This is a genomic window from Thalassospira sp. A40-3 (assembly GCF_015871485.1).
GTDB lineage: Bacteria > Pseudomonadota > Alphaproteobacteria > Rhodospirillales > Thalassospiraceae > Thalassospira > Thalassospira tepidiphila.
In genome coordinates this window covers 3340191-3366744 of the sequence record NZ_CP065428.1, presented here as the reverse complement: position 1 = coordinate 3366744, position 26554 = coordinate 3340191, and the positions used below count along the sequence as shown (strand labels likewise).

Genomic DNA, 26554 nt, shown 5'->3' with positions numbered 1-26554 from the left:
GGATCAGAACCGATCAATCACGGTGACGCCGGTCGAGGAGAAGCTGTCCATATTCATCAGTGCCGTTGCGCCTTCGGCAAGGGTGACGCGATCGGCAATCAGCTTTTGCGGCGCAAGCTTGCCAGACAGGATCATGTCGAGCATCGCATCATAGCGAAATGCCTGCATGCCGTGGCTGCCGAGAATTTCAAGTTCATGGGCAACAACGCGATCCATCGGTACCTTGGCATGGGCATGATCACCGGTCATCAGCCCGATCTGAATGTGTTTGCCGCGTTTGCGCAGGGATGCGACCGAGTTAAAGCAGGTCACGGCACTTCCAAGTGCATCGACCGACACATGCGCACCACCCCGGGTGATGTCCTTGATCGCAGCCGGAATGTCGTCAATTGCGCGGGCATTTAACACCGCATTGGCACCGATTTCTCTGGCGAAGTCGAGCTTGGCATCATCAATATCGACCGCGATGACATAGGCACCGGCGGCCGCGGCAATCATGATCGCCGACAGGCCAACACCACCCGCGCCATGGACGGCGACGATTTGACCAGCAGAAACCTTGCCCTGATCAATCACGCCGCGGAAGCTGGTGGCAAAGCGACAGCCGAGGCTGGCGGCGGTCGCGAAATCCATTTCATCGGGCAGGCGCACAAGGTTGGTATCGGCATAATCAATCGCGACATATTCGGCAAAGCTGCCCCAGCCGGTAAAGCCCGGCTGGAATTGATGATCGCAAACCTGATGATTACCACTATGGCATTCCGGGCAGTGACCGCAGCCAGATACGAACGGGACAGTGACACGATCACCTTCCTGCCAGCGTTTGATGTCCTTGCCGACCGCAATGATGGTGCCGGCAAACTCATGGCCCGGTACATGGGGGACTTGCACATCGGAATCATGGCCCATCCAGCCATGCCAGTCACTGCGACACAGGCCGGTGGCCTCGACCTTGATGACCACACCGCCATTTTGCGGGGTCGGATCGGCGACATTCTGAACCTCGATCGGGCCCTGATAGTCGGTGAAGTAGGCTGCGCGCATGACGGTATCCTCCTGGGACGATATTTTTTCTTTGGGCTAAGTATCGTCCTTGTTGCGGTCCGGATGCAAGCGGACAACTTTCGGGACGCCAACCGATGGTTTGGATTTTGGTTTTGGTGACGATTTCGGCTGATAGCGACCCCACGGGGATGCATCGCGCTCCTCGCCCTCTTTCCCCCAGGGCCCACGCTGATCACGGCGCATATTGGCACGTTTGGCTGCGCGCTCTGCCTCATAGGCAGCCGCCCAGGGCGGGATGTTCGATGTGCTGCCACGCGTTTTACGTCCGGGACGATAGATGCCAAAGGCCGGTGCGGGCGAGCCATCATGCCACAGCGGCACATTGCGATGCTTGAAGAGCGGGATCAGGGCGACGCCTGCGACAAAGCCCGCGATATGGGCAACCCAAGCAATGCCGCCGCCAGCACCACTGCCGAAATTGATCACCTGCGTGATAAACCAGAAGCCAAGCACGACCACGGCCGGGACATAAAAGATAAACACCCAGAAGAACCAGACCAGCACGCGGGCCTTGGGATAAAGCAGGAAATAGGCACCCAGCACCCCGGCAAGCGCACCGGATGCCCCGATCATGGGGATTTCCGACTGGGTATCAAGCAACCCGTGCCCAAGGGCGGCGGCAACGCCACAGGCAAGATAAAAGATCAGAAAGCGGAAATGACCCATCGCGTCTTCGACATTGTTCCCGAAGATCCAGAGATACAGCATATTGCCGCCAAGATGCATCCAGCCGCCATGCATGAACATGGCCGAAAAGATCGACAGGAACCCGAAACCGGCGGGGAAGGGGGAAAAACCCGGTGGCAGTTCGGCATGACCAAACAGCACGGCCGGGATCGCACCATATTGCAGGTTCACAAGAATGGCCGCGCGCGGATCAAGGGTGACGGTGCCCAGAAACACCACGACATTGATCGCAATGATCGCGTAGGTGACCCATGGCGTGATGGTGGTCGGGTTATTGTCCTTGATCGGCAGCATTGGCTATGTCTGTTGTCTGTGTCCTAAGTGGTACGGCGGGCAAAGGGCTGCCGATCAGGCGACGACGGCCTGATCACGCGGGGCAAGGCGATCACGCAGGTAGGCCGCCAGCTGACGATATTCCAGCTTGCGGGCCGAGCTACGCCGCCAGACCATGCCGATGCGCCGGATCGGCACCGGATTTTTAAACGGCACGATCTTAAGCAGATCCGGCCGACGGGCTTCGACTTCAAGCGACATTTCCGGCAACAGTGTGGCGCCGATGCCGGCCCCGACCATCTGAACCAGTGTCGACAGACTGTTGGCCTGGAAATCGGCCGACTTGTTCCAGCCGGCCTTTTGGCAGACTTCAAGCGCCTGATCGCGCAGGCAATGCCCGTCTTCAAGCAGCAGGAGTTTTTCATCCTTGATGTCGCTGATTTCGAGATACTTTTTGTGGGTCAGCGGATTGTTTGGCGCACAGGCAAAGACAAAGCGATCCTCGAACAGTTCGAACTCTTCAAGCCAGTTTTCATCAATAGGAAGCGCGATCAGGGCGATGTCGAGTTTGCCAGCCATCAGAAGTTCCACCAGCTTGGCGGTCTGGTCTTCGCGCAAAAGCGGCTGCAATTTCGGGAAGCCCGCCTTGAGTGCGGCCATCACATCGGGCAACAGATAGGGGCCGATGGTCGGGATGACACCGATATGGATCGGGCCCGAAAGCGGGTCTGAGGCGGCCTGTGCCATGGTGGTTAATTCATCAACTTCCTGAAGGATATTTCGCGCCCGCGAGACGACCTCTTCACCGAGTGGCGTCATCAGGACCTGGCGCTTGTTGCGTTCGACCAGTTGGGCACCCAGAAGGTTCTCAAGCTCGCTTATCGCAGCCGACAAACTTGGTTGCGTAATGAAGCAAGTCTCTGCAGCGCGGCCAAAATGTCCGGTTTCGGACAGCGCGACAAGGTATTTGAGCTGCTTGATGCTTGGTTGGGCAGCCATAAATTTTTCCTATCAAGAATCCAAGTTTTATCTATTTGTCTTAGGTAATGCATTTCTCTACAAATCGCTAGCAAGCAGTGCATTTTTTGCAACTGCACACAAAAGTTTTTGCGGCCTGTCGGGGGCCGCTCATTGTTTTTACAAACTGGGTTAGGAGTAACCATAATGCTTACCGTTGGTGATACGCTTCCAGAATTCAATCTTACCGGCGTTTCGGGCAAAACCCCGGACAGCTTCGCACCGGTTACCGACAAGTCCTATGAAGGCAAATGGAAGATCCTGTTCTTCTGGCCGAAAGACTTCACCTTTGTTTGCCCGACCGAAATCGTTGGTTACGGCGAACTGAATGGTGATTTCGAAGACCGTGATGCGGTTCTTCTGGGTTGCTCGACCGACACCGACTTCGTGCACGCTGCATGGCGTACCCACCACGAAGACCTGGGCGACAGCCCGTTCGTATGGCTGGCTGACGAGAAAAAAGAACTCTCGACCGCCCTTGGTGTTCTGGCGAAAGACGCCGGTGTTGCCCTGCGTGCGACCTTCATCGTCGACCCGGACAACATCATCCGTCACGTACAGGTCAACGACCTGAACGTTGGTCGTAACCCGCAGGAAGCGCTTCGTATTCTCGACGCCCTGCAGACCGACGAACTTTGCCCGTGCAACTGGAACCAGGGCGACGAAACCCTGTAAGTCCAGTCCGGACCTATTTGTGGGATCGGGCCTTGGCCCGGTCCCGCCTTTCAGCCTGTGACTTTCGCCGACTTGCGCATTGTGCGCCCGACCAAGTGCGGCACTGCCACGGCTGACAATCCCTCCATTCGTTATTGAATTACGCGTTTATCGTTTCAGACAGCTTCAGAGGATTTTTTCCATGACGTCGATCGTTGAAATCAAGGACTCCATGCCGGCCTATGCCAAGGACCTTAAACTGAACCTTTCGAGCATGGCCAACAATCCGGGCATGACCGACCAGCAGGTTTATGGCACCGCCCTTGCGTGTGCCTTTGCATCGCGCAACGCCAAACTGACCAAGGCCGTTGCCGCAGAAGCAAAAGAAAAACTGACGCCTGAGGCGATTGAAGCTGCCAAAGGTGCGGCTGCCATCATGGGCATGAACAACATCTATTACCGGTTCAACCACCTGGTATCGGATGAAGAATACAGCACCATGCCAGCCCGCCTGCGCATGAACATCATCGGCAAGCCGGGTATTGATAAGGCCGACTTCGAACTGTTTTCGATCGCGGTTTCGGCGATCAATGGTTGCGGCATGTGCATCGATTCCCATGACAAGGTGCTGAAGAACGCTGGCGTTAAAAAGGAAACCATCCAGAACGCCATCCGCATCGCATCGGTTATCCATGCGGTTGCGGTCGTGATTGATGCAGAAGACGCACTGGCCGAATAAGCCTAAAATATTCGGGCAATCGCCCAGCAGAAAGCCCCGGTCACCTTATGGTGCCGGGGCTTTTGTTTTGCGTCGATTTGTCGGGGCATCCGTTAAGCTGATGCGGGTTCTGTAATGCCAAGATGGTTGAGGCTGGCTTTGACCACCTGATCGGGTTGATCGAAATGCGGGATGTGGCCGCAATCCTTGATCAGCATTTTGGTCACCGGGCCGCCGGTATGTGCGCAGATGGTGTGGACCTGTTCGTCGCTGCCGAACTGGTCGTCATCGCCCTGAATGACCAGAAGCGGGCAGGTGATGTTGGCAAGCTCATCGACCATGTTCCAGTCAAGGAAATCCGGGTGCCGCCATGTATCGACCCAGGCGCGGAAGACATCGTCGGTCTGGGCAAAGTGGTGGCGTTGCAGTTTGGTTTTCCAATCCGTTGTTGCATAGATTTTTGCCGCCTCGGTAATGCCGGCAACCGTGACATCCTCGACAAAAACGTGGGCGGCTTCGGAAATCACCGCCGTCACATTATCCGGGAAGCGTGCGGCATATTTCAGCGCGATGGTTGCCCCGTCGCTGTGGCCAAACAGGATCGGTTTGGCGAGGCCCAGTTCCGTGATCAGCCCATGCAGATAGACATCACTTTCGGTGTTGTGAAAATCAATCGCGCGCGGAATATCGCCCTCGGCATGCGGGTCGGATCTGCCATGGCCGCGCCGTTCATAGACAACCACCGGATGACGGGTCGCCGTCGCCAGTTTGGCCGGGAAATCCCGCCACATGCGAATCGTGCCAAGGGCTTCGTGCAGCATCAGGATGGTTGGTGCATCAGGGCGGACGTCCTCGGGGATGATCCGCTGACATGACAAGCTGATACCGTTCACGGTGGCATAGAAATTTTCGATCTTCATGTGAGGGGCAATCTTTGTTGGGGCGTTGTTCGGATGATTTATCGGTAATTCGGTGCGTAATTATTTAATTGTGATCATGACCAAAAAAACAGGGCCCGGCAAGTGCCGGACCCTGTTTGATACGATTTAATCCCGAAGATCGGGACAGCAGACCTTATTTCAGGGCTGCGCACGCACGTTTGATGCGTTTGCAGGCTTCGATCAGGGCATCGTCCGAGGTCGCATAGGAAATGCGGAAATACGGTGCCAAGCCAAATGCCGAACCCTGAACCGCAGCAACGCCTTCTGCCTCAAGCAGGTAGGTGACGAAGTCGGTGTCGGTTTCGATTTTCTTGCCATCCGGGGTGGTTTTGCCAATCGCGCCCGCGCAGGACGGATAGACATAAAACGCGCCTTCAGGCGTCTTGCACGACAGGCCTTCGCATTCGTTGAGCGCAGCAACCACAAGGTCACGACGCTTTTTGAACACTTCAGCACGTTCTGCCAGGAAGTCCTGCGCACCGTTGAGTGCTTCGACCGAAGCAGCCTGGCTGATCGAGGAAGTGTGCGTGCTCGACTGCGACTGAACCTTGTTGATGGCCTTGATCAACTCGACCGGGCCTGCGGCATAACCAAGGCGCCAGCCGGTCATGGCATAGGATTTCGACACACCGTTACAGGTCAGCGTGCGGTCTTTCAGCTTTGGCTCGACCTGGGCGATGGTGGTGAATTCGAAACCGTCATAGACAAGGTGCTCATACATGTCGTCAGACATGATGTAGACGTTTTCATGTTTCAGAAGCACGTCGGCAAGCGCGCGCAGTTCGGCGCGCGAATAGGCCGCACCGGTCGGGTTCGACGGCGAGTTCAGAACAACCCATTTGGTTTTCGGCGTGATCGCGGCTTCAAGTTCGGCGGCGGTAATTTTGAAGTCGTTCTCTTCCTGGCATTCGACAATGACCGGGGTGCCTTCGGCCATCAGCGCCATGTCCGGGTAAGATACCCAGTATGGTGCTGGAATGACGACTTCGTCGCCCGGGTTCAGGGTCGCGAAGAACGCGTTGAACAGGGTCTGCTTGCCACCGCAACCGACGGTGATTTCGTCGATGGTGTATTCCAGATCGTTTTCACGCTTGAACTTTTCGACAATGGCCTTGCGAAGCTCCGGCGTGCCGGCGACCGGAGTGTATTTGGTCTTGCCAGCGTCAATCGCGGCTTTGGCAGCTTCCTTGATATTGTCGGGGGTATCGAAATCCGGCTCACCTGCGCCAAGTCCGATCACATCAACGCCAGCAGCCTTAAGTTCGGCAGCCTTGGTGGTGACAGCAATGGTGGGAGAGGGTTTGATACGGCTCAAACGGTCGGCAATGAACGCCATTGGTCTGTTTCCCTGGAATTTATGAGAAGTGAAAAGAATCGTGTTCTTTCGGTTCGGACCCTACGCCTGCCTTAATTCCAATTCAAGGCTGTTTAGGGCCTTCTGCGGGTTCTTTGGGATGATTTTATCCAATTTTGCAGCCTTTCAGAAGTCCGAGCGGAAAGAACTGTTTTGCAAACGTGCCAAAACACGCGTTGTTCCCGGATTTACATCCTGACGTCTCCTGACACTTCCTGACAGGAACTGTCAGGGCGGGGGCTTGCGGTTGGGCGTATCTGACCTATAACTAGGGTTGGAATGAAAAGGGATCTGCCCGATGAATGCGCTACCGGAATTTTTGACCAAACGTCGCCCGCCTGTTGAAGGATCACGGGAATTCAAACTGGTGACCGAATACGAGCCCGCCGGTGATCAGCCGCAAGCAATTGCCGAGCTGATGGCGGGTATTGATGAGGGCGAGCGCGATCAGGTTCTGCTTGGCGTGACCGGGTCTGGCAAGACGTTTACGATGGCAAACATCATCGCCAGGACGCAGCGACCCGCCCTTGTTCTGGCGCCCAACAAAACGCTGGCCGCCCAGCTTTATGCGGAAATGAAGTATTTCTTCCCGGATAATGCGGTCGAATATTTCGTATCCTATTACGACTATTACCAGCCCGAAGCCTATATCCCGCGATCCGACACCTATATCGAAAAAGACAGTTCGATTAACGAACAGATCGACCGGATGCGCCACGCAGCCACGCGTGCGATCTTGGAGCGCAACGACTGTATCATCGTGGCATCGGTATCGTGCATTTACGGTATCGGGGCGGTGGAAACCTATCTTGAGATGACCCAGCGTATTTCGGTTGGTGACGAGGTTGATCGCAACGACATCATGAAGCGTCTGGTGGAGTTGCAATATACCCGTAATGACGCGGCCTTTTCGCGCGGCACTTTCCGGGTGCGCGGCGATGTTTTGGAAATCTTCCCGGCCCACGCCGAGGACCGGGCATGGCGCGTTTCGATGTTTGGTGACGAGGTCGAGGAGCTGGCCGAATTTGACCCACTGACCGGGCACAAGTTTGCCAGCATGGACTCGGTCACGGTTTACGCAAATTCGCACCACGTCACCCCGCGGCCGACGCTGGTACAGGCGATGGCCGGCATCAAGCAGGAGCTTAAAGACCGTCTGGCGCAGTTCCAGGCCGAGGGCAAGCTGTTGGCCGCCGAGCGGATCGAACAACGCACGACCTTTGATCTGGAAATGATGGAAACGGTCGGCCACTGCAAGGGGATTGAAAACTATTCCCGCTGGCTGTCGGGCCGTAATCCGGGGGAGCCGCCGCCGACCCTGTTTGAATATTTGCCGGAAAATGCATTGCTGTTTGTCGATGAAAGCCACGTGGCTGTGCCGCAGATCGGCGGCATGTATCGCGGGGACTATAATCGCAAATTTACCCTGGCCGAGCACGGCTTCCGCCTGCCAAGTTGCGTTGATAACCGACCGCTGAAATTCGAGGAATGGGAAGCCATGCGCCCGCAAAGCGTGTTTGTTTCCGCAACCCCGGGTAACTGGGAAATGGAACGCACCGGTGGTGTGTTTGCCGAACAGGTTATTCGCCCGACGGGTCTGATTGACCCGATCTGTATCGTGCGCCCGGTTGAAACCCAGGTCGATGATTTGCTGGGCGAGGCCAAGGCATGTGCCGCCAAGGGACAGCGTGTTCTGGTTACCACCCTGACCAAGCGCATGGCAGAGGATTTGACCGAATACCTGCATGAGCATGGCGTACGTGTACGTTATCTGCATTCGGATATTGATACGCTGGAGCGCATCGAGATCATCCGTGATTTGCGGCTTGGCGTGTTTGACGTTTTGGTCGGGATTAACCTTCTGCGCGAAGGTCTGGATATCCCGGAATGTGCGCTGGTCGCGATTTTGGATGCGGACAAGGAAGGTTTCCTGCGTTCCAAGACATCGCTGGTTCAGACGATTGGCCGTGCGGCGCGTAACGTTGAAGGTCGGGTGCTGCTTTATGCAGACAAGATGACCGACAGCCTTGAATACGCGATTGGCGAAACCAACCGCCGGCGTGAAAAGCAGATGGCCTATAACGCGGAACATGGCATTACGCCGGAAACCGTGCGCTCAAGGATCAATGACGTCCTCGAAAGTGTTGCTGAACAGGATTACGTCACGGTTGATACCGGGGTGTCGGGCGACATCATGGTTGGCCATAACCTGCGTGCCCATATCGAGGATCTTGAAAAACGCATGCGCGATGCCGCCGGGAACCTTGAGTTCGAGGAAGCAGCCCGTCTGCGTGACGAGATCAAACGCCTTGAGGATCAGGAACTGGGGCTGGCCGAGGCCGGACCGATGGCCCGCACCATTGGCACTGTTGGCCCCGGGTCAAAATCGGCCAATAAACCGAAATACAAAGGGCGCCGTAGAAAAGGGGCTTAGGATATTTAGAAAATTACAAATACAGGTTGCATTCGACGTTGAGAATATTTGTCGTGATCACATATAACAACAGCGACACAGATCGCTGTGTGATCGCTATGGAGAAGACTTGATGTGGCGTTTGAAAGCCTGGAGTTTGGTCTTCACGGCGTTCCTGCTTGGGGCAGGATGGTATGGCAACGAGGTTGCCGCGCGTACATTGATCGTCGCGATCAATGATGCCCCGCCTTATCGGATTGTGACCGAAACAACTGATGAGCCGGTCTATAGCGGCATCTATGTTGATGTCGTGCGCGAAGCCGCCCGACGTGCGGGGATTGATCTTGTGTTTCAGGTGGTGCCGTTTAAGCGTGCCTCGCACTTGATGGAGAGCGGGCAGGCGGACCTGATGCTTGGTCCCAATCGCACAGATGATCGTCTGCAATACATGTATTATTTCGGCGCAGCCCTGCCGAGTGAACCGAAGGTGATTTATACCGGCGCACTGGATGCCAACGTGATCGAGATCGAGGATATTGAACACAAACTGACCGGTGTGCTGCGCGGGGCCAGTTATGGCTGGCAGTTTAGTGAGGCGCTCTATATCCGGTTTGTCGAAGCTGCGGATTACGAGACGCTATTTCGAATGCTTGATCTTGGCCGGATTGATGCGCTGATTGTGCCGGAGCTTCTTGCCGTTGCTCATATCCGCAAGTTCGGGCCGTTTCGGATCAAACGATCTGATTTGTTGTTACAGGGAAAGCCATCTTTCATCGCGATATCGCGCCAGTCGGACTTTTTCACCGATGGCAGCTTTACCGTACTTGATAAACACCTGATCGATATGCGCCAGGACGGCACCTTTGAGGAAATCTATGGCCGGTACGCCAATACTGATTCGTAACGTGTTCGATGACCAAGAAAATCGCCAAGAAAAAAGCCGGTGTCGTAAAACACCGGCTTTTGCGTTTGGGCGCTACTGGCGTGCGGGCTACATAAACAGCCGTTCGTTTTCCATGCCCTTGTAGATATCGGCAACATATTCGCCATAACCGTTATAGATCCGAGTTGGCACGCTTTCGCCGTTATTCAGCAGCCGCTCATAAGCCTGCGACCAGCGCGGATGCGGGACTTCCGGATTTACGTTGGCCCAGAAGCCATATTCGTCGGCGTTGATGTCTTCCCAAAAGCTTTTGGGGCGCGTGTCGGTGAAGGTGAAGCGCACGATCGATTTGATGTTCTTGAAGCCGTATTTCCACGGTGTCACCAGACGCAGCGGCGCGCCGTTTTGTTTGGGCAGTTCTTCGCCGTAAATGCCCGTCGCGATCATGGTCAGTTCATTGGTGGCCTCGGCCATCGTGAGGCCTTCGATATAGGGCCACGGATACCAGAACTGACGCAGGCCCGGCATGGTGTCCTTTTGGCTGGCGGTTTCCATTTCGACATATTTCGCCCCTGACAGGGGCTTTGCGAAATCCACCAGTGCCTTCATCGGGAAACCGGACCAGGGCACGGTCATGGCCCAGGCTTCGACACAACGGAAACGATAGACGCGCTCTTCGAGCGGCATCTTGCGCACCAGTTCTTCGAAATCAATTTCGATCGGTTTTTCAACCAATCCGTCGATCACCACGGTCCAGGGACGGATGCGCATGGCCTGGGCTGCCTGCGAGATCGATTTGTGCGATCCGAACTCATAGAAGTTGTTATAGGTCAGCGCCTTGGACTTTTCGGTCATTTCGCGTTCGACCGTGTAGGCCGGGTTGCGATCCACCGGATAAAGATCGGCAGTTGATCCCGACCCTTGGGCCAATGCAGAGCCCAGCGGGAGGCTTGATGCTGTTGCGCCGATCGATCCGGCGGCGATTCCCTTAAGGAATTGGCGGCGGTTTTTATAGATCGATTCCGGCGTTGCGTCTCGTTCGGGGATTTCCCAACCCTTTTTGCGGCGTATCAGCATGTCGTCCTCCAATTGCGCGGGTTTTCTAAATGTCCTTTGAAAACCGGCTTTGGGCAAGTCACGGCTCGGTGATCAGCGGGTGAAATGGTGATCATTTCGGGCTACTTCCCTTTTTGTACGGGCGAAATTGCCGATCTGATCCTTGATCAGGCACGGGTGCCATCCTATGACAGTGAAACACAAATGCGCGGCGCGGATCGAATGGGGCCGTCGGATCGCGCCAAAACAACAAATCGGGGTGCCAAATGGGTGCAATGATCGACAAGGCCAGACAAGCAATCGACAAGGTCAATCAACTTGGCGAGCTTAAGAACAAGATCTTTACCGAGTTTGATTCTGAGCGGATTTTAAAGGCTGCTGGCGAGGCGGAGCAATATTGCGCGCAAAATCCCGGCGCCGCACTTGCCGGGATGCTGGTATCGGTCAAGGATTTGTATGACGAGGCGGGCATTGCCACCACGGCGGCATCCGAACTTTTGAAGGGGCGTGCGCCGGCCGAGGCCGACAGCGAATGCGTGCGTCGGATCAAGGCCGCCGGGGCCATTCCGTTTGGCCGAACGACGCTGAGCGAATTTGCCTATTCCGGTGTCGGGCTTAATCCGCATTACGGTACGCCGGGCAATATCTTTGATGCCGAGGGCATTCCGGGTGGCTCAACATCGGGCGGTGGTTTGACTGTGGCGCATGGGATTGTTGATTTGGCGCTTGGCACGGATACGGGCGGATCAATCCGAATTCCATCGGCGATCAACGGGCTTTATGGCATCAAGCCAAGCCGCCTTTCGGTGCCGGGGGCGGGCATTCATCCGTTGGCCAAAAGCTTTGATACGCCGGGGCCGTTGGCGGGCGATCTTGAAACCGCCATTCGTGCGTTTGAAGTCCTGACAGACATCACCGTGACACCGCCAGAAGACGCGGCAAAATCGCTTCGCATTGGCGTGCCCATGAACGCGTTTGTCGATGGGCTGGATGACCGGGTGAAGGCAGACTTTGCAATGATCTGTGCAAAGCTGAAAGAGGCCGGGCATGAGCTGATCGAGATTGATTTTGCTTTCATCGCCCAGAACGCGATCCTAAATAAGATGCTGGTGTCGTTTGAAGCGCACCGGATCTATGCCAAGGATTTCGCAAAGCTTGAAACCTTGGGCGATCCGCGCGTTTTGTCGCGGATGAAGTTTGCCGACACGCTATCAAGTGATGAGGTGATCGACGCCTATGCCAAGCGAACCGATATCGTGTCAATGTTCGGGGCGGCGATGGCGGATGTTGACGTCATGATCGCCCCGGCTTTGCCGCGCATGGCGCCCAAGATTGCCGAGGTCGAGGCCGACTTTGATAACCTGAATGCGCTGATGCTGCGCAATACCGGTTACCTGAACCTGGTCGATGCCTGCGCGATGTCGATGCCGGTTCAGATCAAAGGCGAGGTTGTACCGGCCGCCCTTATGATCGGGGCGCCACACGGTCATGATCAGGCGGTCCTGGCAGCGGCCCGGTTGATTGATCCGCTTTTTTCCTGAAGAAGCTGACTTAACAAGAAAGCGGCCCGGAACTTCCGGGCCGTTTTCGTTTAGAGATCCAGCGTCAGACGACCGCTGCTTTGCATGCGGGAGACGCAAATACACATCTGATCGTTCTGGGCTTTCTGGCTGTCGCTAAGATAGGCGTCGCGATGCGACAGATCGCCATCATGCGAAATCACAACCGACGTACAGATCCCGCAATTGCCCTTTTTGCAGTCGTAAAGCGGATCGATGCCTTCATCGATCAGGACATCGAGAACTGATTTGCCAACCGGCACTTCGAATGTCTGGCCGCTTTGCGCCAGATGAACTTCGAAACTGGTGTCATCAAGCTGGGCGGCAGGGGTGGTGAAGCGTTCATAATGAACATTCTCCGACGCCCAGCGATTGCGGCGTGCGGTATCAAGCACGGCATCAATCAGGCCGCCCGGGCCACAGACATAAACGTGTTTGCCGGCTTCTGAGGTGCCAAGGAGGCTGGCGAGCGGCATGCTGCGTGACGTGTCGCCGCCGTCGAAATAAAGCGCGCATCGCCCGTCGGCGGCGTCAAGAACCTCGGTCATCAGGGCCATGTCGGCGTGGTTGCGGCTGGCATAATGCAGGACAAAATCCTTGCTGGCCTGTTGGAGCGCGGTCGCCATCGCAAGGATGGGCGTGATGCCAATGCCGCCGGCAATCAGGATGGTTTTGGCCGCACTTTCAACAAGCGGGAAGTCGTTTTGCGGCAGGTCGATTTCAAGGACATCGCCGGTTTTGACCTTTTGATGCATATACATGGACCCGCCTTCGCCGCCTTCCTCGCGCAGCACGGCGATCCGATAGAGATCAGTCTCTCCCGGATTGATGATCGAATAGGACCGCTTAACAGACTGGCCGGCTGTGTCGGTGACGGTGAGTTTAATATGTGCGCCCGGTTCGGCGGGCGGCAGGCTTGTGCCATTTGTGGCAACAAGATCAAAACCGCGTATGCGGTCGGTCAGGTCGTGGACCTGTTGAACGGTAACTTCAGGCATGGCGATTTTCCTTCCCAGGTCCTCAGATTAGCTCTGAGTGTGTTTGTCTGTTGGGCTTGACTGGATCCGGATTAGACCAATTGGATCCAATTTTGTCAAACCTGATGGGATCGGAAAATGCGGGTCGGGGTGGATTATGCGGTATCTTCGCGTTCGATAACGGTGAAGTTGTCGGGCATATCCTGTGTCGGACCAAGGATTTGCGTATAGCGCAGTGCCGCATTGGCATGTTCACGCATCAGGGCTTCGGCGCGCGCCCCCTGGCCATTATCGATGGCATCGAAAATGATGTGATGTTGCATGTGGCTGAAATTGAATCGGCGGAATTCGCCGGTCATGTCATCGCGGTTAAAGGCGATGGACGACACGGATGCAAATGGCAGGTGATCATTGCGTGACAGGGCATCTTCGATGGCGATGTTGCGGCTGGCCTCGATGATGGTGTTGTGAAAGCGCATGTTGAAATCATGATAGATTTCCATGTCTTCATCGGTCAGAAATCCCTTGGAAAACAAGGCGTCACCCGTCGACAGGCATTCAATCAAATGGCTGCGCGCCGGAAGGGAGATACCGCGTTCACTGGCAAGGCGGGCGGCAAGTCCTTCGAGCACGCCGCGCACTTCGATGGCATCGGCTATTTCGGTCGGGGTGATAGCGCGCACCGTGTATCCGCGACGATCCCCTTTGCGCAGCAGGCCTTCCTGTTCGAGGGTTCGAAAGGCAATCCGGACCGGTGTGCGCGATACGCCAAGCCGTTCAGCAATCGGGATTTCCGCAACCCGTTCGCCCGGTGGAAGTTCCCCGTTGGCGATCATTTTCCGCAAGGTGATCAGGACGCGCTGGCCGTGTTTGCTCATGCCGGTTTCCGTTTTTGTGACTGCCGGGCGATCATAGTTCAGATCGAATTGTTTAAAAAGCATCTTGCCAAATTGGATCCAATTTCATTACGCTTAGAAGCATAACAAGAAATCTTGGTGGTAAAAATTCCACCTGCAAGCAACCTTGATTGGCCTTGCGCCAAGGGAGAGAAACATGTTCCTGCGTAACTTCTGGTACGTCGCAGGCTGGGATGGCGAAATTGGTCGCACCCCCGTCGCGCGCACGATCTGCAATGAAAATGTCGTTTTGTATCGCCGTGCCGACCGGTCACTGGTCGCACTTGAAGACAGCTGCCCGCATCGCCTTCTGCCGCTGAGCCAGGGTTATGTCGAAGGCGATCGTCTTGTGTGCGGCTATCACGGGTTGGAATTTGATGGTGATGGTGCATGCGTACATATGCCCAACCAGCAAAGCATCCACCCCGAGGCCTGTGTGCGCGCCTATCCGGTGGTCGAGAAGGACCGCTTTGTCTGGGTCTGGATCGGCGACAAGGAAAAGGCCGACGAGGCGCTTGTGCCCGACATCCCGCATGCATCCGAAGAAGGCTGGGTCTTTGACGGCGGGACCTATGATGTGAAATGCGGGTACGAGCTTTTGGTCGATAACCTGATGGATCTGAGCCACGAGACCTATGTGCATCCGTCCAGCATCGGTCAGCTTGAAATCACCGAGAGCCTGCCGCAGACACGGTCCGATGACGAAAGTGTCACGGTCGAACGCTGGATGGAAAACATCGTGCCGCCGCCGTTCTGGGCCAATAACCTGAAATCCAAGGAAGTCTGCGATCGCTGGCAGATCTGTACCTTTACCCTGCCATCCAATGTGATGATTGATGTCGGTGTTGCGCTTGCCGGGACCGGCGCGCAACAGGGCGACCGATCCAAAGGTGTAACCGGTATTGTCGTGAACTGCATGACGCCGGAAACAGAAACCACGTGCCGCTATTACTGGGGCATGGTGCGCAACTTTGACATCGATGATAACGGGCTGACCCAAAACATCAAAGATGCGCAGGCCAAGGTTTTCTATGAGGATCTTGAAGTTGTGGAAGGCCAGCAGGCCAACATGCTGCGCCATCCGGAACGCAAGCTTTTGAACTTCAATATTGATGCGGGCGGTGTGCGTGCACGGCGTCTGATTGATCGGGCACTTGCTGCTGCGGCGGAATAACCAACGCATAAAAAGACAAAGCCGGATCCGAACCGGTCAAAGAACGCTACCAAAAGAGAGAGACGCTCAGTGCTGTGAAACACCGCACCAAAACCGTGCCAAGCGGGCGGGGGTGCTGAGCGCATTTTCAGGGAAAACGTCTGAGGTTGAAAATGTTTAAACGCCTGTTTGTATCGGCAGCAGTTGCTGCTGGCTGTTTGGCAAGCGCGCTTTCCGCGCAGGCCGAACCGGAATTTACCTTCGTTTTGGAACATGTGCTGGGGCCAAAGGCAACGGCACAGGCCAAATTCCTTGAGCCCTGGGCCAAGCGGATCGAGGAACAATCTGACGGTCGCATCAAGATCGAGATTTATCCGGCAATGGCGCTTGGTGGCAAACCGACCGAACTTTACAGTCATATCCGCGATGGCGCGGTGGATCTGGGTTGGAGCGCACTTGGCTATACGCCGGGTGTCTATCCGCGCAGTGAAGTGTTCGAGCTGCCATTTGTTCATACCGGCAGTGCGGCCATCACCAACATGGCCATTCAGGATATCTATGAAGAGCACCTGTCGCAGGACTTTGACGATATCAAGCCATTGCTGATCCATGTCCATACCGGGCAGGCGATCTTCACCACCGAGAAAAAGATCGAAAGTCTTGCCGATGTCGAAGGCATGAAACTACGTGCGCCGTCACGCACCGGGGCCTGGATGCTCGAAAGCTGGGGGGCACAACCGGTCAGCATGCCGGTTCCTGATTTGCCGCAGGCCTTGTCGCTTGGGGTTGTGGATGGTGCGCTGATCCCGCACGAGGTCGCCATTCCGTTCAAGATCCCGGATATGACCCAGTATGCCATCGAGGGTGATCAGGGTGTCCGGTTTGGAACGCTGGTCTTCATGTTCGCGATGAACAAGGATCGCTATGAAGCCCTGCCAGATGATCTGAAGAAGGTTATCGATGATAACTCTGGCCAGAACATCGCGCGCGAAATTGGCGAGGCATGGGATGCGATTGAACCGCGCGGTGAAGAGATTTTCGCCAAATCGGGCGAGTTGGTGACGCTTTCAGCAGATGAAACCGCAAAGTTCGCCGCAAAGGCCGACGAAGTGATTGATCGCTGGATCGCGGAAATGAACGACAAAGGTGTTGATGGTGCGGCCATTGTCGCGGCGGCACGTGAGGCGATTGCCAAGCACAGCCAGTAAGAAGCTTTCAGCCTGCTGACCGGGTTGCTCCTTTCCTGGTCACAGGCTTCGTGCGTCGCAGGGGTGTGGTGTTCTTGTGACGCACATATATAAAAACGGCCCGGAATGTTCCGGGCCGTTTTGCGTTGGGGACGCGAAAAGTTGGTGCTTAGCCTTCAAGCAGGGAGCGCAGCATCCAGGCGGTTTTTTCATGGACCTGAATGCGGGCGGTCAGAAGGTCTGCGGTGGCGTCGTCATCCGAGCTATCGCAAATCGGATAGAGCGAACGCGCAGTCTTGATCACGGTTTCATGGCCTTCGACCAGTTGCGCAATCATGTCCTTGGCGGCAGGCACACCTTTTTCTTCCTTGATCGCAGTCAGTTCGCCGTAGGCCGAAAAGCTGGCCGGCGCATAGGCACCCAGCGAACGGATACGCTCCGCAACCTCGTCAATCGCGGTGGCCAGTTCGGTGTATTGTTCTTCAAACATGGTGTGCAGGGTCTGGAACATCGGACCCGTCACGTTCCAGTGGAAATTGTGCGTTTTCAGATAGAGCGCATAGCTGTCGGCCAGAACGCGGCCAAGTCCGTCGGCGATAGCGGTGCGGTTGGATTCATTGATGCCGATATCGATCTGCATGTTTATCTCCTTTCGCCGCTTTCAATCCAAGCGGGCTTTGTGCTTTTTCGTGTTGAAGGCAGTATGAATGACAGCTGTTAGTTACACCAATTGATTGTCTAACTGTTTGCGATAGGGCAATTCTATTACTGGAAGTGGGGTTATTTTTAAGGTGCCCGCAACGCGGATTCCAGACGCTTGGCATCATCCAAACCCGATGAAAAGCCGGGTATTTGCCTGTGTCACTGATCTTGAAAAAAGCCGATATGATGCTTTTGGGCCTAGTGGGCGACAGTTGAATTCAATGAAATCAACAGGTTGAGTTTCAGGTGCCTTTATTGGAACACAATTCGCCCTGAAATGGCCCAATGTGACCTGTTTTCCCGCCTTGATTTCCGGGCATATTCACAACTGTCAGTCGAGGACGTGGTCAGCAGTCTCTGTCCCCCCTCACGATACTGGCCCAAATGGTTTCAGGTTGTTCCCCCACCTGAAATACCCCGGCTGACTTGGTCTCCCCAAGACCATGAATGACCCCGAATAGATTGGGGCGGGTTTTATCCCGCCCCACTTTTTTGTCCGGATGGCGGGGCAGCAAGATCACCCCATATAAGCGTCGCCGCAATTGCCCCAATTTGCCCCCAAATGGTCATCAGACACCGTATTTTGAGCCGCATTTCAAAGGCATATTCCTAACTGTCGGATGCGAAAACATCGATGCCGTGCCCCTCCCTCACGGCGCATCGAGGCCCGGAACGGACGCCCTTATCCCCCAAGGCGTCATGCACCCCACGGGCAAGGCAACGCATCTGACAGGTCTCCCCAAGACCATCTGTCCCCAAAGCCCGGGCGAGCTTGCAGCTCCCCGGGCTTTTAATTTGTCCGGGACGTGCCGTTTGTCACGATTTTCAGGCGCGTGATACCGTCTGGTGGGCCGTGTCTTGTGCTGGGGTTTGATCGGTGATTTTGATTGGTGTGAGCGAGAAGATCTTTGTTGGGTTTTCCCGACCACGCACCGTGACATCGCCGCGCGGCGTCCATGCCGGAATATCGTCGTGGTTGCCACACGCGCGCACTGTATCTTCCGTTGCAAGGATATAGGTGCCGAACTCCTTGTTCAGTGCCTCAAGCCGGGATGCGATATTGACGTTGTCACCATGCACCGTAAAGGTCAGGCGGCTTTCGGAGCCGACCGCACCCAGAACAATTTCACCTGAATTGATCCCGCAGCGGGTTTTCAATTGCCCGCCATGAGAATAAATGCGCCGATTGGCGAGTTCCTGAATGGCAAGGGCGGTGCGCACGGCATTGAGTGCGTGATCGGCATCGGGGGTCACGGCATTAAAGGTGATCAGCATCGCGTCGCCTTCAAACTGGGTAATGACCCCGCCAAAATGCGAAATCACCGCGTTGGTTTCGGTGAAATATTCATTGAGCATGGTGGCTAGTTCTTTTGGCGCGAGCTTTTCGGCGATTGATGAAAATCCTTCGATGTCGGTGAACATTACCGTCGCGTTGACTGCTTCACCGTCGCCCGGCCGGATCTGTTGTTCGGCATGGGTGATGCGATCGGCAATTTCGGGTGACACAAAGCGCGACAGATCGCGCGCGGCAATTTCATCCGTGACAGCCCGAATAAACGATCTTTTGGCCCGCATCACGGCGACGGTCAGAACAGCGGTAACCAGCAAAATTGCGATAATCTTGTCAATTTCCGCCCCGATCAGGATCGAGTTTGAGGTCAGGTAAGTCACATAATCACGCGTGATCATGCTTTTGCCGCCCTCCGACCAGATGACATAGCCAGTCAGGATGATCCAGCCTGCCGCCGCTGTCCCGCCAGCTATCAGAATATAGCGTGGATCAAAGCGCAGGCTGCGCAGGGCAATGAAGATGAAGACATAGAGCACGGTCGGTGCTTTGAGATAGAAGCTTGCTGGTTGCATGTACTGGATATGGAAGCTCCAGATCAGGACCATCAGAAGACCGATATCGGCGATCACTGAAGCAGTCAGAAACCAGGTCGATAGCTTGTTGCGATAGGTCAGGGCAAGGCGTTTGAGGGTAAACAGGTAATACAGGCCCAATGCCCATGGCACAGGATGGATGCCATCGGACATCACGGTTTTGGGCGAGATGGCATAGAGGCTTGCAAAGATCGTGACCAGCAACAGCTGAACCCATCCGATCAGCTTTTCGCTTTCATATTGTTGCTTTTCGATCGCGCTCTGGACGCGCTCTGGCAGGTGACTGTTGGCATTCTTGCCAAACAGGAAGGCGCTCAGCGTGCTTTTCATGGAGCCGATGTCCCGATCATGCAGATGGGTGTCCCTATTGGACACAGTGATTGCCCATAGTGAAACCAAGGGCGGCACTTGCCAAGTCGAGATCGGGTGACGGCTGATCACAGCTGCGTGCGAGTAGGCGCAATGGGGAGAAGGCGAGGAGGTGATAAAGCAAAAAAAAAGCCGGGCAACAAATGTGCCCGGCAAGTTTATCAGGGAGGCTTCACGTCTGGGAGACGTAGGACCCTTCGCAGGGCCCTGGGTAAGCCGGACAGGGCGTCCGGCTAAAGACCGACATAATCGGTCAGGGAGAAAACTCTGTACCGCGGTGCGGAGTGTTCCGCTGCGGTTCGAGGGAGAAGATAGCGTTTTTGACGATAATGACCACTGCCAAATTGCTTTTTCAGCCATGCATTTTCTGCATAAATATATGGGGACGTTTAGAATGATGTCAAGTATTTGATATTTATACGATTTTACGAGTTCGTTCCGACGGTTTTCTGGCTAGATCACTGTTTGCGGGGATAATTCATTGTGCAGGGGCACAAAAAAAAGCCGGTAGCGGGGGAGCTACCGGCAAGATCAACAGGGAGGCTTACGTCTGGGAGACGTAGGGAATCTCTTGAAGATTCCAGGCCGGATATCGTTCCGGCGGACGGATCGTCCAAAGATCGGGAAGCCGGAGCAAGCTCGCTTTGTGCGTATGCTCACAACTTATGATATGAATATAAGTGATCCTTAGGTGGACCAAAAATAGAATGACTACAAGTCAACCATGCGTCAGGCGCATGACAATAAAATGTCAGCAATTTTAAGACATTATGGCACGACTGATATTTGATGTGCCCCGATATTGGTAAAACACCCCATAAACGCCAACAGCCCGGCAGGGCCGGGCTGTTGCAGAATCGGATAGAAAATATCCGGAATTCTATTTCTCGGTCGTGGCACTTGCGCTGGCGGCTGCCGCGGCCTTTGCCTTGACCTTTGAAATTTCCTCGATCAGGAAGTCACGGAATACGGCGATACGTTTGGAGTGCCGCAGTTCTTCCGGATAGACGAAATAGGCATCGAAGCTTGGCCCTTCGAGTTCCGGCAAAATGCGAACCAGATTGCTGTTGGTTGGCAGCAAGTAATCGGGCAGTGCCGAAATACCAAGACCGGATTCGGTGGCGCGGAAAATGCCATAGATATTGTTGAGCTTCAGGATCGGGCGCATGTCCGGTTTGAACTGCTGTGCGGTTGCCATCATCCAGTTGACGTTGGAAACCGGCGGACGGGCATCCGCGCCATAGATGATCAGGCGATGGTCCTTGAGGTCTTCTGGTGTTTTGGGCATGCCGTGCTGCTTGATGTATTCCGGCGATGCAAACACGTGATAGCGCAGCGTCATCAGCTGGCGCTGAACCAGGTCGGCCTGACGGGGCGGCTGCATGCGGATGGCAACATCGGCCTCACGCATGGCAAGGTCGAGTTCCTCGTCATTGAGCACCAGCGACAGTTCGATTTCCGGATACCGTTCAAGGAACTCGTTGATGCGCGGCGTCAGCCAGGTCGAACCGAAGGCCACCGTTGTCGTGACCTTGAGCGGCCCACTTGGTCGTTCTTTTGATTCGCGAATGCGGGCTTCTGCCATGGAAAGCTTGGCAAAAACATCATGTGCCGTGCGATACAGCAACTCGCCCTGTTCTGTCAGGATCAGGCCACGCGCATGGCGATGGAAAAGCGGGACTTTCACGCTTTCTTCTAGTGCGCTGATCTGTCGACTGACGGCCGACTGGCTCAGATTAAGGTTTTCCCCTGCGTGGGTGAAGCTCCCGGCTTCGGCAACAGCGTGAAAAACACGCAGCTTGTCCCAGTCCATAGACCTGCTCCTAGATGTGCCAGCGCACGGTCGATGCGCAGGACCCCTGATAATTGTTCTCTTCTTTTATGGCCAATTTGGTTTCCACACTATTAAGTGCATCACAAGCTTTGACCAAGTGCATGATTATTCAATCAATATGAGGCCTGTGACATTTTCTGCAAGAAGACATTTTCCTGCAAAGTCCATGGCGGGGTGCGGTTTTCGACGCAATGTCAGTCAATTGGCCGGATCGCGGCCGTTTGAAACGATTAAAAAAGGGGACGCCAGATGCGTCCCCTTTGGTCTTTAAGCTCATTTACGCCAGAAGATCAGGCTTCTTGCTCTGCGATGAACTTTTCTGCCTCAAGGGCGGCCATGCAGCCCATGCCAGCCGCAGTCACCGCCTGACGATAGACCTTGTCGGTAACGTCGCCTGCGGCAAAGACGCCTTCGATATTGGTCACCGTGCTGCCCGGTTTGACGAGGATATAGTTCTCGTCATCCATGTTGACCTGGCCTTTGAACACAGCCGTTGCCGGATCATGGCCGATGGCAACAAAGAAACCGTCCGCCGGGATATCAAGCAGCGCATCGGTTTTGACATTGCGAACGCGCACACCTTCGACGCCGTCCATCGGACCATCACCGCCAAGAATGTCTTCAACAACGCTGTCCCAGACGACCTCGATCTTTTCATGCTTCAGCAAACGGTCCTGGAGCATTTTTTCCGCACGCAGTTCATCGCGACGGTGGATCAGGGTGACCTTGGAGCAGATACCGGCAAGATAAAGGGCTTCTTCAACCGCGGTGTTGCCACCACCGACAACCGTGACCGGCTTGTTGCGATAGAAGAAACCATCACAGGTCGCGCAGGCCGAAACGCCACGGCCGTTGAATTTCTCTTCGCCCGGAAGGCCAAGCCAGCGTGCCTGCGCGCCGGTCGAGATGATGACCGTATCTGCGATATAGGTATCGCCGGAGTCGCCCTTGCAGACGAACGGACGTTTGGAGAAATCGACTTCGGTGATCAGGTCATGCACCATTTTGGTGCCGACATGCTCAGCCTGTGCCTTCATCTGGTCCATCAGCCACGGACCCTGAATGACATCCGCGAAGCCCGGATAGTTTTCGACATCAGTTGTGATCGTCAACTGGCCACCCGGCTGAAGACCCATCACCATCATAGGTTCAAGGTTCGCGCGCGCGGCATAGATCGCTGCGGTGTACCCGGCAGGGCCGGAGCCAATGATGAGGACTTTGGTCTGATGTTCCTGGGCCATGTTCTTTGTATACGTCCGAGATGAGTAAAAACAGAGATCGAACATATGGGCAGTCCGGCCAAGACGCAACCGCTTCACGCAAAGTTTGAGCGCCTTGTTTCGCGTTTTTTGAATGGTGAAATTTTACGTTTGAAACAGGTAGTTTCATTGTGGCATCGAAGCGTATCGGAATGGTCGTGCAGGATGGCGGAAATTTGCGCCAAAAAGCAGATTTTTCAGCGTTTTCAGTTACGGCATCCAAGCACAAGATTGCATTCTGATGCGGATTATATTATTGCCAGCAACTTGCCTCGCTGTAATATTGTTTCAATCGGGGTAAGTTTCGCGCACAGAATCGAGGAATAAATGCAACGGGTCAAACTCGACAAGATCGACCGCAGAATTTTGCGCGATCTGCAGGAAGATGGCCGCATGACCAATGTGGAACTTGCACGCCGTGCAGGTATTTCAGCGCCCCCCTGTTTGCGTCGTGTGCGCGCACTCGAGGAAACCGGTTTCATTCAGGGCTACCATGCCGATGTGGATGCGCAGGCGCTGGGTTACAACGTGACTGTGTTTGCAATGGTCGGGCTTGCCAGCCAGGCAGAACATGATCTGCGTGCATTTGAAGCCCGTGCGGCCGCTTGGCCAGAAGTCCGCGAATGCCACATGGTGGCGGGTGAAATGGACTTTCTTCTGAAAATCGTCTCGCACAGCTGGGATGAATATCAGAAATTCCTGACCACCGAACTGACAGTTGCCGAGAACGTCAATCACGTTAAATCGGCACTTTCGATTCGCACCGCGAAAAACATGCCCGGTGTGCCGATCGATATTGAGGTCGAAGACTGATTAGTCAGTTTTTACGACATCTGACATCCCTGACGAACCCCGCAGAAACCGGCGCCCAGAAGCGCCGGTTTATTTGTTTTGCGCCATTTTACCGCGCGGGCAATCTAATCAATCCTAATCGACCTATACATATTGCTATGTGCCATTGCGCCTGATCAAAGACGCCATTTATTTGGCAGTTAACATGATCCGTATCAGATGGTTTGCGTAAATAATCCCAGATAGACGGCCATTTTCTCCGATTTCAAAGAACATTTTCTTTAGGGCGCAGAAACATCTCGCCAAAGTGTCCTTGTTGCTTGCCGGTATAGTGCATACATAAAGAGTGCCTATCCATTCGAGATCAGTTTTATATTTTGGGATAGTAATTGGAATTGTTTCAAAAACATACGGACGTGACGCCAAGATTGTCTTCGGAAGAAGATGGCTGGCGCGGGATTGTGCCAACCGGGCTGTTTGCCTTTGCGGGTGTGGTGCTGCTTGTAATTCTGTCCTATCGCCCTTCTGAATCGCTTCAGGGGGTTGGGATGGTGTTCCCGTTTGACATGACCGAGGCAGAGATCCTTGAACGGGTGGGTGCTTCTGGCGGTCGCGTTACGAGGTTTGGCGGTTTTGGGCATATGGCTGTTGTCGTGCATGACGATGGTGTGGTGCCAGAAGCCGACGATTTCGGTGCTTTGTTTACCCTTTCTCCCTTGATTGCGTCGGTCTGTTTTGATGCTGACGCCTCCAAAAACGCCTTTTGATAATCGGGTTTGAACCTATGGAAAAGTTAGTCGAAATTCGCGCGAATGCGATCAAGGCCTTGTTCGTTATTCTGGCAATCCATATTCCGCTAAGTGCGGTCGCCGGATATTTCGCCAGCAATGATGCGGTTTCGCCATTGATCGCCAGTGCGATCTTTGCGGCTGTTGCCTTCGTCGTTTGCCGTGCTGCCGGACCGCAGGCCCAGATTTCGCGCTTTATTGTTTCTTCTGCGATGATTTTGCAGGTCGCGGTGCTGGTCTATGCCTTCCGCGGACATGAATGGCAGATCGACATTCATATGTATTTCTTTGCAGCACTTGCTGTGCTTGGCGCGCTGGTGTGCTGGAGAACGATTGTTGTTGCAACCGGCGTGATTGCCCTGCACCACCTGATCCTGAACTTTGTTGTGCCCTATTGGGTATTTCCGGAAGGTGCCGATTTCTTCCGTGTGGTTTTGCATGCGGTGGTGGTGATTGTTGAGGCCGGGGTTCTGGTCTGGTCGTGCAAAAGCCTTTATTCGACGTTGGCACATGCCGATATCGCGCGCAGCGAAGCCGAAGAGGCCGCCAAATCTGCACAGGATTTGTTGGCCCAGAACGAACAGCTCCGTAAACAGCGCAACATTGAACGCGATAACTTCAAGCGCGAACTGGCAGATCAGATCACCAAGATGATTGGGAAATCTGCTGGTGCCGTGGATGCGGAATCGGTTCAATTGCAGAAGCGTGCGCAGCGTCTGAATGATCGCGCACGCACGGGCCGCGAAGCATCGCTCGGTGCGGTTCATGCGTCCGAGGAAACCTCGCAGAATGTTCAATCAGCGGCCTCAGCCGTGGAAGAAATCAACGCATCCGCCGACGAGATTTCGCGTCAGATAGTTCGGGCGCGTGAAATCACCGATAACGCGGTTGCGCGTTCCTCAACCGCAAGCGAGCGGATCGAATGGTTGTCCAAGGCGGCCGAGAAAATTGGTGAAGTCGTCAACCTGATTACCGATATTGCGTCCCAGACCAACCTGCTGGCACTCAATGCCACGATTGAGGCGGCGCGTGCCGGTGAAGCGGGCAAAGGTTTTGCGGTTGTGGCCAACGAGGTCAAGAACCTTGCCAACCAGACAGCACGTGCGACCGACGAGATTGCCCAGCAGATTTCCGAAATCCAGGCTGCCACGGGGGATTCCGTTTCGGCCGTAAACGGGGTTTCTGAAACCATTGGCGATTTGGTTGAAGTCACAACCACGATTTCAGCGACGATGGAACAACAGCAAGGCGCAACGCGTGAGATTGCGCAAAGCCTGAATGTGACGGTTGACGCCACCCGCGATCTGTCGGACCTGATCCATCAGCTTTCCGAAATTTCCGATCAGACCGGGGAAACCGCGACAGAGCTTTTGGGCAGTGCGGATCACCTGGGTTCGGAAGCATCCGATCTGAACCAAAATGTTGAAGAGGTCCTCGATCAGTTGGCGAAATCGGGATAAATCGCAATACGCGTCCCAACCTGCGAAAAAGCCGGGCATTTGCCCGGCTTTTTCTTTGTCTGTGTCTCGGATGAAATTCTGAAATGAAAAAGGCCCGGGGAATGCCCGGGCCCTGATACGCATCAGTTGTTTCCCGGTCAGGAAAAATCGACCTTGAGAATTTCATAGCTTTTGGTGCCGCCGGGCACGGTGACTTCGACAGAGTCACCGACCGACTTGCCTATCAGCGCACGGCCGATTGGTGACGTGGTCGAAATGCGACCAGCGTTGATGTCGGCTTCGATCGGGCCAACCACCTGATAGGTGGTTTCCTCGTCGGTGTCTTCGTCAACGAGCTGAACCTTGGCGCCGAATTTCACGACATCACCCGCAAGGGATTTGATGTCGATAACTTCGGAGCGGCTGAGCACGTCTTCGAGCTCGGCAATACGACCTTCGCAGAAACTTTGGCGTTCGCGTGCGGCATGGTATTCGGCATTTTCCGAAAGATCGCCATGCTCGCGGGCATCCGCGATGGCCTTGATGATTTCAAGGCGTTCGACGGACTTGCGATGCTTCAGTTCTTCTTCGAGACGCTGATGCCCCTGGGGGGTCATTGGTACTTTTTCCATCGCGCTCACAGCCTATTCTTAT

At 54.9% G+C, this 26554-nt stretch carries 23 protein-coding genes; 10 read left to right on the top strand and 13 right to left on the bottom strand.

Translation table 11 applies throughout. From position 1 onward, the window contains the following. Window positions 1-3: 3 nt before the first annotated feature. Genes IT893_RS15425 through IT893_RS15415 form a run of 3 tightly spaced genes read right to left on the bottom strand, consistent with a single transcriptional unit; the run spans window position 4 to window position 3024 of the window. A complete protein-coding gene (locus IT893_RS15425; protein WP_197145803.1) occupies window positions 4-1044 on the bottom strand; it encodes a zinc-dependent alcohol dehydrogenase family protein in 1041 nt (346 codons plus the stop codon). Between the two features lie 36 nt (window positions 1045-1080). Then, window positions 1081-2046: a rhomboid family intramembrane serine protease gene (locus tag IT893_RS15420; RefSeq protein ID WP_063088729.1), complete on the bottom strand. Its 966-nt coding sequence runs from the start codon at window positions 2044-2046 to the stop codon at window positions 1081-1083. A 54-nt stretch (window positions 2047-2100) separates the two neighbouring features. Next, a complete protein-coding gene (locus tag IT893_RS15415) occupies window positions 2101-3024 on the bottom strand; it encodes a LysR substrate-binding domain-containing protein (protein WP_197145801.1) in 924 nt (307 codons plus the stop codon). Window positions 3025-3189: 165 nt separating this feature from the next. Here IT893_RS15415 and IT893_RS15410 point away from each other — a divergent pair, with 165 nt between their 5' ends. Further along, window positions 3190-3717 (top strand): peroxiredoxin, encoded by a 528-nt coding sequence (locus tag IT893_RS15410; protein ID WP_197145799.1) that lies wholly within the window; start codon window positions 3190-3192, stop codon window positions 3715-3717. 181 nt (window positions 3718-3898) lie between these two features. Further along, a complete protein-coding gene (locus tag IT893_RS15405; protein WP_008889484.1) occupies window positions 3899-4435 on the top strand; it encodes a carboxymuconolactone decarboxylase family protein in 537 nt (178 codons plus the stop codon). Window positions 4436-4527: 92 nt separating this feature from the next. On the opposite strand, the gene IT893_RS15400 is transcribed toward IT893_RS15405, so the two are convergent. Further along, window positions 4528-5334 (bottom strand): alpha/beta fold hydrolase, encoded by an 807-nt coding sequence (locus IT893_RS15400; protein WP_197145797.1) that lies wholly within the window; start codon window positions 5332-5334, stop codon window positions 4528-4530. 154 nt (window positions 5335-5488) lie between these two features. Further along, on the bottom strand, window positions 5489-6691 hold the full coding sequence (locus IT893_RS15395; protein ID WP_197145795.1) for an aspartate transaminase: 1203 nt from the start codon (window positions 6689-6691) through the stop codon (window positions 5489-5491). A 316-nt stretch (window positions 6692-7007) separates the two neighbouring features. Here IT893_RS15395 and uvrB point away from each other — a divergent pair, with 316 nt between their 5' ends. Together uvrB and IT893_RS15385 are read left to right on the top strand one after the other, a co-directional pair. After that, window positions 7008-9143, top strand: a complete 2136-nt coding sequence (gene uvrB / locus IT893_RS15390) for an excinuclease ABC subunit UvrB (RefSeq protein ID WP_197145793.1) — start codon at window positions 7008-7010, stop codon at window positions 9141-9143. A 112-nt stretch (window positions 9144-9255) separates the two neighbouring features. After that, a complete protein-coding gene (locus tag IT893_RS15385; protein WP_197145791.1) occupies window positions 9256-10026 on the top strand; it encodes an ABC transporter substrate-binding protein in 771 nt (256 codons plus the stop codon). 87 nt (window positions 10027-10113) lie between these two features. Here the strand turns inward: IT893_RS15385 and msrP are convergent, their stop codons facing one another. Further along, a complete protein-coding gene (gene msrP, locus IT893_RS15380) occupies window positions 10114-11082 on the bottom strand; it encodes a protein-methionine-sulfoxide reductase catalytic subunit MsrP (RefSeq protein WP_197145789.1) in 969 nt (322 codons plus the stop codon). Window positions 11083-11327: 245 nt separating this feature from the next. Here msrP and IT893_RS15375 point away from each other — a divergent pair, with 245 nt between their 5' ends. Further along, on the top strand, window positions 11328-12602 hold the full coding sequence (locus tag IT893_RS15375) for an amidase (RefSeq protein WP_197145787.1): 1275 nt from the start codon (window positions 11328-11330) through the stop codon (window positions 12600-12602). A 50-nt stretch (window positions 12603-12652) separates the two neighbouring features. Here the strand turns inward: IT893_RS15375 and IT893_RS15370 are convergent, their stop codons facing one another. Next, the gene (locus IT893_RS15370; protein ID WP_197145785.1) at window positions 12653-13618 is read right to left on the bottom strand and encodes a PDR/VanB family oxidoreductase; all 966 of its coding nucleotides are present in this window, start codon (window positions 13616-13618) and stop codon (window positions 12653-12655) included. Between the two features lie 134 nt (window positions 13619-13752). Continuing rightward, entirely contained in the window at window positions 13753-14475 is a 723-nt protein-coding gene (locus IT893_RS15365; RefSeq protein WP_040822962.1) for a GntR family transcriptional regulator, read from the bottom strand. A 175-nt stretch (window positions 14476-14650) separates the two neighbouring features. Between IT893_RS15365 and IT893_RS15360 the strand changes: the two genes are divergently transcribed. Further along, a complete protein-coding gene (locus tag IT893_RS15360; RefSeq protein WP_008889504.1) occupies window positions 14651-15667 on the top strand; it encodes an aromatic ring-hydroxylating dioxygenase subunit alpha in 1017 nt (338 codons plus the stop codon). A 152-nt stretch (window positions 15668-15819) separates the two neighbouring features. Further along, window positions 15820-16854, top strand: a complete 1035-nt coding sequence (locus tag IT893_RS15355; RefSeq protein ID WP_197145783.1) for a TRAP transporter substrate-binding protein — start codon at window positions 15820-15822, stop codon at window positions 16852-16854. 148 nt (window positions 16855-17002) lie between these two features. Here the strand turns inward: IT893_RS15355 and IT893_RS15350 are convergent, their stop codons facing one another. From IT893_RS15350 to trxB, 4 genes are all read right to left on the bottom strand, one after another. Next, window positions 17003-17473, bottom strand: a complete 471-nt coding sequence (locus IT893_RS15350; RefSeq protein ID WP_008889506.1) for a Dps family protein — start codon at window positions 17471-17473, stop codon at window positions 17003-17005. Window positions 17474-18360: 887 nt separating this feature from the next. Beyond that, a complete protein-coding gene (locus tag IT893_RS15345; RefSeq protein WP_197145781.1) occupies window positions 18361-19749 on the bottom strand; it encodes an adenylate/guanylate cyclase domain-containing protein in 1389 nt (462 codons plus the stop codon). A 919-nt stretch (window positions 19750-20668) separates the two neighbouring features. Further along, the gene (locus IT893_RS15340) at window positions 20669-21601 is read right to left on the bottom strand and encodes a LysR family transcriptional regulator (RefSeq protein WP_064779685.1); all 933 of its coding nucleotides are present in this window, start codon (window positions 21599-21601) and stop codon (window positions 20669-20671) included. Between the two features lie 311 nt (window positions 21602-21912). Next, entirely contained in the window at window positions 21913-22863 is a 951-nt protein-coding gene (gene trxB / locus IT893_RS15335) for a thioredoxin-disulfide reductase (protein ID WP_008889516.1), read from the bottom strand. A gap of 345 nt (window positions 22864-23208) precedes the next feature. Between trxB and IT893_RS15330 the strand changes: the two genes are divergently transcribed. The 3 genes from IT893_RS15330 to IT893_RS15320 all read left to right on the top strand — a co-directional run bounded on the left by IT893_RS15330 (window position 23209) and on the right by IT893_RS15320 (window position 25921). Beyond that, entirely contained in the window at window positions 23209-23694 is a 486-nt protein-coding gene (locus tag IT893_RS15330) for an Lrp/AsnC family transcriptional regulator (protein WP_008889517.1), read from the top strand. 368 nt (window positions 23695-24062) lie between these two features. Continuing rightward, window positions 24063-24440, top strand: coding sequence for a hypothetical protein (locus tag IT893_RS15325; protein WP_167549068.1), 378 nt, complete (start codon window positions 24063-24065; stop codon window positions 24438-24440). Window positions 24441-24457: 17 nt separating this feature from the next. Continuing rightward, window positions 24458-25921, top strand: coding sequence for a methyl-accepting chemotaxis protein (locus IT893_RS15320; protein WP_197145779.1), 1464 nt, complete (start codon window positions 24458-24460; stop codon window positions 25919-25921). Window positions 25922-26058: 137 nt separating this feature from the next. Here the strand turns inward: IT893_RS15320 and greA are convergent, their stop codons facing one another. Further along, entirely contained in the window at window positions 26059-26532 is a 474-nt protein-coding gene (gene greA, locus IT893_RS15315) for a transcription elongation factor GreA (RefSeq protein ID WP_008889520.1), read from the bottom strand. Window positions 26533-26554 lie beyond the last annotated feature (22 nt).